The 11590-nt window shown below is 71.7% G+C and carries 8 protein-coding genes and 1 tRNA gene; 1 reads left to right on the top strand and 8 read right to left on the bottom strand.

The genetic code is table 11. From position 1 onward, the window contains the following. Positions 1-35: 35 nt before the first annotated feature. The 3 genes from ACIBCK_RS35830 to ACIBCK_RS35820 all read right to left on the bottom strand — a co-directional run bounded on the left by ACIBCK_RS35830 (position 36) and on the right by ACIBCK_RS35820 (position 3544). The gene (locus tag ACIBCK_RS35830) at positions 36-2216 is read right to left on the bottom strand and encodes an ATP-binding protein (protein ID WP_399397110.1); all 2181 of its coding nucleotides are present in this window, start codon (positions 2214-2216) and stop codon (positions 36-38) included. Then, complete coding sequence (locus ACIBCK_RS35825) at positions 2209-3060, bottom strand: response regulator transcription factor (RefSeq protein ID WP_399397108.1); 852 nt, start codon at positions 3058-3060, stop codon at positions 2209-2211. Before ACIBCK_RS35825 ends, ACIBCK_RS35830 begins: the two co-directional genes overlap by 8 nt. An 85-nt stretch (positions 3061-3145) precedes the next feature. Further along, entirely contained in the window at positions 3146-3544 is a 399-nt protein-coding gene (locus ACIBCK_RS35820; RefSeq protein WP_399397107.1) for a hypothetical protein, read from the bottom strand. A gap of 441 nt (positions 3545-3985) precedes the next feature. Here ACIBCK_RS35820 and ACIBCK_RS35815 point away from each other — a divergent pair, with 441 nt between their 5' ends. Continuing rightward, the gene (locus tag ACIBCK_RS35815; protein ID WP_399397106.1) at positions 3986-4345 is read left to right on the top strand and encodes an FxLYD domain-containing protein; all 360 of its coding nucleotides are present in this window, start codon (positions 3986-3988) and stop codon (positions 4343-4345) included. A 19-nt stretch (positions 4346-4364) separates the two neighbouring features. Here the strand turns inward: ACIBCK_RS35815 and ACIBCK_RS35810 are convergent, their stop codons facing one another. The 5 genes from ACIBCK_RS35810 to tmk form a co-directional block, all read right to left on the bottom strand. Then, positions 4365-4958 (bottom strand): TetR/AcrR family transcriptional regulator, encoded by a 594-nt coding sequence (locus tag ACIBCK_RS35810; RefSeq protein WP_399397104.1) that lies wholly within the window; start codon positions 4956-4958, stop codon positions 4365-4367. Between the two features lie 208 nt (positions 4959-5166). After that, a tRNA-Thr gene (locus ACIBCK_RS35805) sits at positions 5167-5240 on the bottom strand. 101 nt (positions 5241-5341) lie between these two features. Further along, a complete protein-coding gene (locus tag ACIBCK_RS35800; protein WP_399397103.1) occupies positions 5342-6889 on the bottom strand; it encodes an alpha/beta hydrolase in 1548 nt (515 codons plus the stop codon). 173 nt (positions 6890-7062) lie between these two features. Next, positions 7063-8268: a DNA polymerase III subunit delta' gene (locus ACIBCK_RS35795; protein WP_399397101.1), complete on the bottom strand. Its 1206-nt coding sequence runs from the start codon at positions 8266-8268 to the stop codon at positions 7063-7065. A gap of 143 nt (positions 8269-8411) precedes the next feature. After that, a complete protein-coding gene (gene tmk / locus ACIBCK_RS35790; RefSeq protein ID WP_399397099.1) occupies positions 8412-11570 on the bottom strand; it encodes a dTMP kinase in 3159 nt (1052 codons plus the stop codon). Between the last annotated feature and the right edge of the window lie 20 nt (positions 11571-11590).

Raw genomic sequence — 11590 nt, 5'->3', positions numbered from 1 at the left:
TCCCACACCCACGCCCCCACCCACCTCTGCACCCATCACTCCGCCGGCACCCGCACCGTGAACACCGCCCCCTCCCCCGGCGCACTCCGCGCCGTCACCGTCCCGCCGTGACCCTCCACCAACTGCCGGACGATCGCGAGGCCGAGCCCGCTGCCACCCGTCGCCCGCGTACGCGACTTGTCCGCGCGCCAGAACCGGTCGAAGACGTACGGCAGGTCATCGGCATCGATACCGCTCCCGGTGTCAGCGACTTCCACCACCACCGCGTCGAGCGTGGCCCGGCAGCTGATCGTGACGCTGCCGCCGTCGGGGGTGTGCCGGATCGCGTTGGAGACCAGGTTGCCGATGGCCTGGCGTAGCCGGAGCGGATCGGCCGTGAAACACGGATCGCCGAGCGTCGACGCGCTCAGCCGTACGCCCGCCGCTTCGGCACCCGCCTGGTGCGCCGCCGCTACCTGGTCCACGACGTCGGACGCGTGTACGGGCTCGCGGTGCAGCCGGAGCGTACCGGCGTCGGCGGCGGCGAGGTCCTGCAAGTCGTTGACGATGTGCTGGAGGAGCACGGCCTCTTCGAGGAGCGATGAGACCAGTTCCGGATCGGTGGCGACCACACCGTCCTCAGCCGCCTCCAGCCAGCCCCGGATGTTCGAAAGCGGCGTACGCAACTCGTGCGCGACGTCACTCACCATGGCCTGGCGCTGATCCTCAAGAGCCTTGCGGTGCGCGGCCATGTCGTTGAAGGCGTCGGCGAGTTGGCGGATCTCGCCCGCCGACCCGGCCGAGCGCGCCGTGACGGGTTCGGCCGCCTCGCCCGTCTTCATCCGCTGCGTCGCGGCGGTCAGCGCCCGCAGCGGGCGCGTCAGCCGTGACGCGGCGAAGGCGGTGACGGCGACGGTCACCGCGAGGATGCCCGCCGAAAGTCCCGCGAGACGTGCGGTGTTGGCGCCGGAGAGACTGAACCCGGCGTTCTCTCCCGCGCGGGCGGCCGCGGTGCGCGAACCGTCGGAGGCGGTGACGAAGAGAAGCACGGGCGCGGAGACGTACGGACCGAGCTGCTCGCGCCGGGCACTGCCCACGCAGGCGGCGGTCTTGGTGTCGAACTCGCTGTCGACGCGACTGACACCGCCCGACGGCTCGACGGAGTACGACGATTCCGCGGGCGTACTCGTGGGCGTACCCCGCCCCTTGCGCGGAGCGCTCGGCACCGGGGCGGCACCCTGTTCGGCCCGGTCACCCGGCTTGGCGGGCGGGGTCGTGTCGGTGGGCGATTCCGTGCCGGTGGGCGGGTTCGCGTCGGTGGGCGGGTTCGCGTCGGCAGGCGGGACTGTTCCCGTAGGCGCCTCCGTATCCGCAGACGGTTCGCTTGGAGAGACGTAGCCCTCGGTTCGCCGGTCGAACTCCCCCACAGACTGCCACCACGTCAGATCGAGTCCGACCTTGACGGGCGGGGCGTCCCCGCGTCGCAGGCACGCGTTGGTGAGGTCGTTGAGCCGGTCGAGCGCCTTGCTCTCGGTACGGGTGGGCATGTCGAGCCGGTAGTCGCGGCAGCTGGAGTCGAGGAAGTCGGAAGGGTCGTTGGGAGCCTCGACGCGCGGACGCCCACTGGGCCCCTGCACTGCATGGGCGGAAACCCCGAGGTCACGCATACAGCCAACGACGCCGGCAGCCACCTTCGCCAGCTCTTCGCGCTCCGCCCCCGGCAGCCGGAAGGGCCCGACCGCGCGCGGATCGATGCGGTCCTGTCCCCCGCCCCCGGCCGCCGCGTCCGCACGCCCCGCACCGGCGGTCAACGCCCCGTCGACGGCGAGCGGATCGACGCCGGCGGACGCCTTGGACGGCAACCCGACCCCGGCGGCCCCCTTGCCGTCCTCCCCGGCCACGGCCCCCTTGCCGCCGCTGTCGCCGCTACCGCCCCGCGAGTCGGCGATGACCACACGGTCCTGCGTGGTCAGGGCGATACGCCGCCCGGTCTTCCGGGCCAGTTCCCGTACCGACTTCTCGGCGTCCCGCCACCCCGGCGCACCGGCCGCGAGACCGAGCAACTCGTCGTAGACACGGGCGTCGTCGGCAAGCACCTGCCCCTGCTCCTGCCGGATCGCGCCGGACGTGGTCTGCGCGGCGAGCCAGGCGGTGGCCGCGATCGAGACCAGGGAGACGAGCACGGAGACGGCGAGCAGCCGGGGCAGCAGACTCTTCCGGAACGGTATGTCACGCACCTCGACGCGCCGCCGCCCCGAGGGCCGCGTCAAGGCCGGCGCCGAGGCCCGCGTCGAAAGCCGCACCGGACGCCGCACTAGCCACCTCACCGGACACCGCACCGGACACCGCACCGGACACCGCACCCGTGAGCTTGTATCCGACGCCGAAGACCGTCACCAGATGTCGCGGCCGGCGCGGATCGATCTCGATCTTCTTACGCAGATTCAGTACGTGTACGTCGACCGTGCGCACCGATATGTACCCGGACGACCCATGAATACGATCAAGCAGCTGGGGCCGCGTGAACACCCTCTCAGGCTCCGCCGCAAGCGCCGCGAGCAGCTCGAACTCCCCCGGAGTGCACTCGACGAGCCGCCCGTCCACGGTCACCTCGTGCCGTACCGGGTCTACGGAGAGCCCGCCCACCCGCAGCACACGCGGCGCGGCCTCGGCACCGTCGACCAGGGGATGGTGCGTGCCCTGGGAGCGCCGCAGCAGCGTACGGACGCGGGCCATCAACTCGCGGGGGCTGTAGGGCTTCGTCAGATAGTCATCGGCGCCGAGATCGAGCCCGAGCAGCAGATCGTCCTCGGTCGTCCGGGCGGTCAGCATCAGAATCGGAATGCCGGGCACAGGCCCGCCCGCGTTCCCGCCCCGCAGGACGCGCGTGACGCCGAGTCCGTCGACCCGCGGCATCATCACGTCGAGCACGAGCAGATCCGGCGGCCTGCGCCGCACCTCGTCGATCGCGGCGCGCCCGTCGTGGACGACGGCGACCGTGTGGCCCTCACGCTCCAGATAGCGGCGGACCAGCTCGGCCTGTTTCTCGTCATCCTCCGCGACCAGGACAAAAGCGCACATGGCGTCGAGCATAAGCGGGGCGGTACGGGCCTGACCGGATACGGACAGCGGCCTGACAGGATCCTCATAACTCCCGGCAGGCTGCCTACGCCTCGTACGGCACGACCACGACCTGGACGTCGTCCTCGTAGACGACCCGCCCCGGATCCGAGGACCGCACCGCCCGGCACTCGATGCCGTGCGCTTCCAGAATCTCCAGATAGCCGGGTACGCGCTCGATGAGATGGGTGGCGGTGACCTTGAACCAGGCCACGGCGCCGGGCGTGTGATCGTCGTCGTAGACGGTGGGGTCCACCTTCGACGGGGTGGGGTAAGCGGCGTCGTACCAGTCGTTGTTGGCCCGCCGGAACCGCTCCTGCTCCGGCGTCAACTTCCCTTCCCGAGCAAGCCCGTTGACGAGGACGAAGACCCCGGGGAAATGCCCGCGCGGGTGGCGCGAGGGCGACTCGTACCGTACGTAGGCGGCAGCACCGTCATCACTCATCGCGGCATCCTCCCACCCTGCGGGGGGCTCGTGAACACCGTCTCTCCCACGCGCTGCCCGATTGCCCCGCAGCCTCACCTGACCGAACAGGCCTTTCCCACCCACCCGCCCGATCACCCCGCATCCACCCTGAACGAACAAGCTCTCCCGCCCACCCGCCCGATTGCCCCGCAGTGCCACGACCCCAACAACCGTCCCCCCGCAGTCGGCAGTGAGACGGGAGGGGACGTGCCGGTATGTCTGCCCGGAGCACGGTTCGCGGCGCTCCGGAGCCGAAGCAGCCCAACGGCCACCGGACGATAGCGAGGACGGACATACCGGCGCGGCCCCGCACCCACACACGGACGAGACCCGCAGCCGCCCCAGCCCCGCAGGGACCCCGCACCCATACGGCCCGCCCCACCTCGCGCCCACCCCCCCACCACCCCGAAGGTGGTCCGCATGACCCGCACCCGCACCCGCACCCGCCGCGCACCCCGCATCGCCACGGAAGCCGCCGCGTCCAAGATGGCCGACGTGAAGGACGGCGTGGACGCGAAGGGTGACGTCAGGGTCGACGGCTCCACCAAGTCCGACGGCGACCGGACAACGGCCGAGATCACGGCCACCAACAAAACAACCAAGAAGGCGGACTACACCATCTCCGTCAACTTCCGAGACGGCGACGGCAACCTCCTGGACACGGCCGTCCTCAACATCACCGACATCGACCCCAACCAGTCGAAGTCGGCAACGGCCCGCAGCAACCGTTCCCTCTCCGGCACCCCGAAGGCAGAAATCAGCAGGGCCCTACGCCACTGACACCACGCCAAGAACGACCTCAAGCCACGATCGACCGAAAGATCCGCTCCGGCAGAACCCCCGCAGCCTCATCAAGATCGACGTCATCGAACCCGGCCAACCAACGCCGCGCGGTCGCGACGACGGGCCCCAGGACCAGCCCCTCGATCAAGGGCATGGGAAGCGGAGCAACCTCACCCGAGTCGACGTGCTGCTGCATCCAGGCGGTCAGCGGAGAGAGCCTGGCCTCCTGCGCATCACGGAGCTGCCGGGCCTGAGCCATCCCGAGCCGGTCGGCGTACGAGGAGTGCAAGAGGCGGGCGCCGTCAGGGTTCTCCCGGATGAAATCCAGGTAGGCCCGCACGAGAGAACGGACACCGGTACGGGCCGTACGAGACCGCTCCACGGAAGCGGCGAGCTCGGCAAGGAGCCGCCCGAGCCAGCGCAGCAACAACGCGTTCATGAGGCCGTCGACGCTGCCGAAGTGGTGGTAGAGGCTACCGAGACTGACACCACTCGCCTTGGTGAGCGCACCGACAGTCACGCCCTGCTCGCCGGATTCGGCGTACACCCGGAGCGCGGCATCCAGGAGTCGACCGGCGGTCTCTTCACCGCGCTGCTGCTTGGGGCTCATGGTCCGCCCAGCCTAGAGCAACCTGGAGGCCCTCATTCCTAAAACCCGTTTCTAGAAAACCCTTCCACTAGAGCACCCACCAGAGCACCCCGGAAGCCACAACGCACACCCACCTGACTCACCCACCCGAAACCCAATGACCGCCAAGCGGCCCCCAGACAAAGCAAAAGCCCCAGGTCACGGCGAGTGAGTCCTGGGGCTTCCACAGAGCCGCCTTCGGGATTCGAACCCGAGACCTACGCATTACGAGTGCGTTGCTCTGGCCATCTGAGCTAAGGCGGCACGCGTCCCGCACCTATGGTGCGATCAGCAGCGACGCCAAGTCTACACAGTTTCCGGGGGTGCTCCGTCCACCCCCGGCGGGCGGCACCTCCGGGCCCGCGTCACCCCTGCGAGCAGCGCTTTCCGTCGTCCGGGGCCTTGCCCTCCAGCAAGTACGCGTTGATCGCGGAGTCCACGCACTTGCTGCCGCGTCCGTACGCCGTGTGGCCGTCGCCCTCGTAGGTGAGCAGCTTGCCGGAGGAGAGCTGAGCGGCCAGGGCCTCGGCCCAGCGGTAGGGGGTCGCCGGGTCGCGCGTGGTGCCGACCACGACGATCGGGGCCGCGCCTTCCGCCTTGATGCGCTGCGGCTCGCCCGTCGCCTTCACCGGCCAGTACGCGCAGTTCAGCGAGGCCCAGGCCAGACCTTCGCCGAAGACCGGGGAGGCCTTCTCGAAGTCCGGGAGTGACTTCTTCACATCGGCGGCCGAGTCGAAGGCCGGGGGCAGGTCAAGGCAGTTCACGGCGGCGTTGGCGAACATCAGGTTCGCGTACGTCCCGTCGCCGTCACGCTCGTAGTAACTGTCCGAGAGGGAGAGGAGGCCCGCGCCGTCCTTGTCCCTCATCGCGGTGGCCAGCGCCGTGCGCAGCTGGGGCCAGGCCCCCTCGTCGTACATCGCGGCGATCACGCCCGTCGTGGCGAGTGCCTCGCCGAGCTTGCGGCCGTCGGTGTCACCGGTCGGGATCGGCGCGCGGTCCAGCTCGTCGAAGAAGAACTTGAGGCGCTTGCCCGCGTCCGTCTCGCTCCCCGTGCCGAGCGGGCAGTCCGGCTGGCCCACGCAGTCCTTCGCGAACGACCGGAACGCCGTCTCGAAGCCCGCCGTCTGGTCACGGTTCATGCGGCGCGCCGGCAGCGACGGGTCCATCGCGCCGTCCAGGACGAGGCGGCCGACGCGGTCGGGGTAGAGCCCTGCGTAGGTCGCGCCCAGGAACGTGCCGTACGAAGCGCCCACGTAGCTCAGCTTCTCGTCGCCGAGCGCCGCGCGCAGGATGTCCATGTCGCGGGCCGCCTCGACCGTGGAGACATGCGGCAGCACCTCGCCGGACCGCCTCTCGCAGCCCGCCGCGAACTTCCTGAAGGAGAGCGACAGTTGGCCGGCCTCGCGCTCGTCGTCCGGGGTGACGTCCGTCTGCGTGTACGCGTCCATCTGCTTGCCGTCGAGGCAGGTGACGGGCTCGCTGCGGGCCACGCCGCGCGGGTCGACCGCCGCCATGTCGTACTGGGCACGGACCTCTTCGGGGTAGCCGAGGGCCGCGTACGACTGGAGGTAGCCGATCGCCGAGCCGCCGGGGCCGCCCGGGTTGACCAGGAGCGAGCCGAGGCGCTTGCCGGGTCCCGTGGCCTTCTTCCGGGAGACGGCGAGCTTGATCGCCGGGCCGTCCGGCTTCGCGTAGTCCAGCGGCGCCCGCATCGTGGAGCACTCGAAGCCGACGACGCCGCACTCGCGCCAGCTCAACTGCTGCTCGTAGTACGGCGACAGCTCCTGCGGGGTGGCGCGGGGCAGCGCGGCCATGGACACGTCCGCCGTCGTGCTCCCGGCCGAGCAGCCGGAGATGAGCAGTCCGGCGGCCAGGAACGCGGTCGCGGGGGTGCGGAGTCCTCTGATGCGCATCACGTGAGCGTAACGCCATGCGTTGGATCGGTGACGCAAGGTGCCCGTACGGGTGACTCCGTCAACCGGTCGGCACGGTCGGCGGCGGCGGCTCGGGCGGCGCGGTCACCTCAGGCGGCCCAACCAGCTCGATCGGCTCAGGCGGCTCACTCGGCCGCCGACGTGCACCCCCGCTAACCCGCCCGCAGCGCCACCGTCATGGCCTCCACCGCGAGCAGCGGCGCCACATTGCGGTCCAGTGCCGTGCGGCAGGCGCCGATCGCCTCGATGCGGCGCAGGGTGGACTCGGGCGATGTGCCGCGCGCGAGGCGCTCCAGCATGTCGAGCACCTCCGTATTGGCGAGCGCCACGCGCGAGCCGAGCTGGAGGGTGAGCACGTCTCGGTAGACACCGGTCAGCTCGATGAGCGCGAGGTCGAGACTGTCGCGCTGGGTGCGGGTCTTGCGGCGCTTCTGCCGGTCCTCGAGTTCCTTCATGACGCCCGCCGTGCCGCGCGGCATCCGGCCGCCCTTCTCCGCGCCGAGCGCCGCCCTCAGGTCGTCGGTCTCCTTGACGTCGACCTCCTCGGCGACCTGCTTCGCGTCGTCGCCCGCGGTGTCGATCAGCTCCTGCGCGGCCCTGAGGCAGCCGCCGATGTCCTCCACCCGCAGGGGCAGCTTGAGCACGGCGGCCCGGCGCTCGCGTGCCCGCGGGTCGGTCGCGAGCCGGCGGGCGCGGCCGATGTGTCCCTGGGTGGCACGCGCGGCGGCTGCGGCGACATCGGGCTCGATGCCGTCACGCCGGATGAGCACGTCCGCCACGGCCTCCACCGGAGGCGTACGCAGCGTCAGATGGCGGCAGCGCGAGCGGATGGTGGGCAGCACGTCCTCCAGGGAGGGCGCGCAGAGCAGCCATACGGTGCGAGGGGCGGGCTCTTCCACGGCCTTCAGGAGGACGTTGCCCGCGCCCTCGGTGAGACGGTCGGCGTCCTCCAGGACGATGACCTGCCAGCGGCCGCCGGCGGGCGACAGCTGGGCCCGCCTGACCAGCTCGCGGGTCTCCTTGACGCCGATGGACAGCAGATCCGTACGCACCACTTCGACGTCGGCGTGCGTGCCGACCAGGCTGGTGTGGCAGCCGTCGCAGAAGCCGCAGCCGGGGGCACCGCCGAGCGCGCGGTCCGGGCTGGTGCACTGGAGCGCGGCCCCGAAGGCGCGGGCGGCGGTGGACCGCCCGGAGCCGGGCGGTCCGGTGAATAGCCAGGCGTGCGTCATCTTCGACGCCTCGGGCACGGGGGTGCCTGCGGCCACGGCGGTGACCAGCGTGTCGGCGTCCCGGGCGGCGGCACCGAGCTGCTCACTCACCCGCTCCTGGCCCACCAGGTCGTCCCACACGGTCATCGGTCACCGCCTCCGCCCTGCTCTGTACTTCCCGCGTCGCACGTCGCGGGCCTTCGGAACTCATTGTGGAGCACGCCACTGACAACGCGAACTCGGCAGAGGCTCAGCGGTTCAGCGCTTCGGCACTTCAGCGCCTCAGCACCTCAACGCCTGTTCCGCCCCCGGCCGCCGCCCCGGCCGTCCTCGTCCTCGTCCCGCTCCCCCAGCAACTCGTCCGCCAGCGAAGGCAGATCGTCCAGCGGAGTCTCCTCCGCCCAGTCCGAGCGAGACCGCTGACGCGGCTCTCCGTGCTCATCGACCTGGGGCAGTTCACGGGTGCGGTCGTTCCCGCCGTCGGGCGAAGGCGCGGGGCGCTCGTCGCGGAAGTAACCCGGCGGCACCTTGTCCTCCCGTACGGAAGGCAGCACGGCCGTCTCGTCGGCGGCACCCGGAACGGGCGGCTGCGGCAGCACCTCGGTCTCCTCCGCAGCGGAGGTTTCCCGCACCTGCGGAAGCACCGCGGTCTCGTCGGCCGCACCCGGCTGCACGATAGGCGTGGGCACAGTCGTCTCGTTGTCCGGAACGGCGTCCGAAGGCGCCGCGGACGGAGCCGACGGAGCCGCAGGCTTCGCAGCCGGAGCAGGAGCCGGAGCCGACGCAGCCTTCGGAGCAGGCGCAGGAGCAGGAGCAGGAGCAGGCGCAGGCGCCGCAGCCGCCGCGCTCGAAGCAGCTGCCGCCGCGGCCGCGGAAGCCGCCGCCAGGCGTCGCGCCTCCTCGGCCCGCAGCAGCGCCTCTTCGGCCTTGCGCTGCTTCTCGACGCGGCGCGCCTCGGCCTCGGCACGCAGCCGCGCCTCTTCCTCCGCCTCCTGGCGGCGCCGCTCCTCCTCGGCAGCCCGCACCTTCTCCCCGGCGAGCAGTCGCGCCTGCTCCTCCTCGGCACGGCGCTTCGCCTCCTCGGCGCGCTGCCTTGCCTCCTCCGCCTGCCGTTCGGCCTCGCGGCGCTGCGCCTCCTCCAGCTCGCGGCGCTTGCGCTCCTCCTCCTCGGCGCGGAGCTTGGCGAGCTGCGCCTGGCGCTCGCGCTCGACCCGCTCCTCCTCGGCCTTGCGCGCGGCTTCTTCCTCGGCCTTGCGGCGCGCCTCTTCCTCGGCGGCCTTGCGGGCCTCTTCCTGTGCCTTCACCTCGGCCTCGGAGAGCGGCAGCATCAGGTCGAGCCGGTGCCGGGCGACGGTCGTGACCGCCTCCGGCTCCTGCGCGGCGTCGATCACCAGATAGCGCCCCGGGTCGGCGGCGGCGAGCGTCAGGAAACCGGAGCGCACGCGCGCGTGGAACTCCGCGGGCTCCGACTCGAGTCGGTCGGGCGCCTCGGTGAAGCGCTCGCGTGCCGCCTCCGGGGAGACGTCGAGCAGCACCGTCAGGTGCGGCACGAGCCCTGCCGTCGCCCACCGGGAGATGCGGGCGATCTCGGTCGGGGACAGATCGCGTCCCGCGCCTTGGTAGGCGACGGACGAGTCGATGTACCGGTCGGAGATGACGACCGCGCCCCGCTCGAGGGCGGGTCGTACGACCGTGTCGACGTGCTCGGCGCGGTCGGCGGCGTACAGAAGTGCCTCGGCGCGGTGCGAGAGGCCGGCCGACGAGACGTCGAGCAGGATCGAGCGCAGCCGCTTGCCGACCGGGGTCGCCCCCGGCTCGCGCGTCACGACGACCTCGTGGCCCTTGGCCCGGATCCACTCGGCGAGCGCCTCGGCCTGCGTGGACTTGCCGGCGCCGTCGCCGCCCTCGAGGGCGATGAAGAAGCCCGTGGCCGCTATCCCCTGCTCGGGGTCGTCGCCGCCGCGCAGCGCGTCCCGCAGGTCGTGGCGCAACGGCACACCCTGCCGGTCGTCGATCTTGGCGAGGACCAGCGCGGCCACCGGCAGGAGCAGCGCGCCCACCAGCATCAGCGTGAAGGCGGCGCCTCCGTGGTCGAAGACGAACTTGCCGTTGACGAAGCGGTGCGGCCCGATCGCCGCCGCGACCACCGGGGCGATGAGCGCGCCGAGCGCGATGAAGAGGCGTACGACCGCCTGGAGATGTTCCGTCGTGCGCGCCCTGCGGTAGTCCTCGACCTCTTGGTCGAGCAGCGCGTGCCCGGTGTGCGCGGCGATGCCCGCGGCCACCCCGGCCAGCGCGAGGAGCAGCAGCACGGTCGTCACGTCGGGCACGAGGCCCGCGGCGAGCAGCGCGACACCGGTGAGGGCGATCGCGAGCGCGAGCAGCCTGCGGCGCGAGAGCGAGGGCAGCAGCGACGGCGAGGTGCGGATCCCGACGGCCGTGCCGCCGGTCAGCGCGAGGACGATCAGGCCGTACGTCACGGGCCCGCCGTTCAGGTCCTTGGCGTGCAGCACGGCGACCGCGACGGAGGCCGCGACGGCCCCGGCGATCGCGGCGCAGGCGGCGACGAGCAGCGGGATCGCGCCGGTGCGGCCCCTGTCGGTGCCGCTGCCGGTGCGCGGCCTGCGCAGCCCTTCGAGCGGGCTACGCGCGCGTGGCGTCTGTGTGGCGGGAAGTTCGAGGAAGTAGACGATCGACAGCGAGGCCGCGAAGAGCCCGGCGGCCACGAACGAGGCGAGCCCCGCCTGGTGCACCTCGAACCAGTCGATCCCGGCGCCCAGCAGATTCCCCACCAGGGTGATGGCGACGAGCGCGGCGGCCGCGATCGGCAGCGCGATGAATCCCGTACGCAACGACAGGCGCCGTAGCGCGTCCATGTGGTCCGGCAGCGGCCGCACCGTCGCGCCCTCCAGGGGCGGGGCGGGCAGCAGCGCGGGCGCCGCGCTCTCGCGGCAGACCGTCCAGAAGCGCTCGGCGACGCCGATCACGAAGGCGGTCACGAGCAGCATCGCGAGCGCGTTGTCCGGGGTCCAGACGATCCACAGCGGCGCGACGATCAGGAGCCCGGCCCGCAGGCCGTCCGACACGACCATCGTCCAGCGCCGGTCCAGTGGCCCGTCCGGTGAGGTGATCGAACTCAGCGGCCCGAGAAGCACCGCCCCGAAGAGCAGCGTCGCGAGAACGCGTGCTCCGAAGACGGCGGTGACCGCGAACGCGACCCCTCGATAACCGCCCCCGAACGCCGCCTCGGCGATGGCCGCTTGAAGGGCGAGCACCACCAGGACAAGCAGGGCGAGGGCATCGCCGACATTGCCGACGAGCTGGGCGCTCCAGAGCCTCTTCAGCTGCGGCACGCGCAGCAAGGCGCGGACAGCACGCTCTCGGGAATCTGCGACCAGGGCGTCGTCGGGGGCCGGGTTTCCGGCCGTTGGCTGCTCTGCACGCGTCATCCGTCCAGCCTATCCGCACG

Source organism: Streptomyces sp. NPDC051218, from assembly GCF_044455475.1.
Lineage (GTDB): Bacteria > Actinomycetota > Actinomycetes > Streptomycetales > Streptomycetaceae > Streptomyces.
Note: the sequence above shows the minus strand (reverse complement) of the source record. Positions and strands in the feature narration are given on the sequence as shown.

Excerpts from the sequence above, each read along its gene's own strand:
- ACIBCK_RS35825 (WP_399397108.1), bottom strand. The coding sequence starts at position 3,060 with ATGTGCGCTTTTGTCCTGGTCGCGGAGGATGACGAGAAACAGGCCGAG.
- ACIBCK_RS35820 (WP_399397107.1), bottom strand. The coding sequence starts at position 3,544 with ATGAGTGATGACGGTGCTGCCGCCTACGTACGGTACGAGTCGCCCTCG.
- ACIBCK_RS35815 (WP_399397106.1), top strand. The coding sequence starts at position 3,986 with ATGACCCGCACCCGCACCCGCACCCGCCGCGCACCCCGCATCGCCACG.
- ACIBCK_RS35810 (WP_399397104.1), bottom strand. The coding sequence starts at position 4,958 with ATGAGCCCCAAGCAGCAGCGCGGTGAAGAGACCGCCGGTCGACTCCTG.
- ACIBCK_RS35800 (WP_399397103.1), bottom strand. The coding sequence starts at position 6,889 with ATGCGCATCAGAGGACTCCGCACCCCCGCGACCGCGTTCCTGGCCGCC.
- ACIBCK_RS35795 (WP_399397101.1), bottom strand. The coding sequence starts at position 8,268 with ATGACCGTGTGGGACGACCTGGTGGGCCAGGAGCGGGTGAGTGAGCAG.
- tmk (WP_399397099.1), bottom strand. The coding sequence starts at position 11,570 with ATGACGCGTGCAGAGCAGCCAACGGCCGGAAACCCGGCCCCCGACGAC.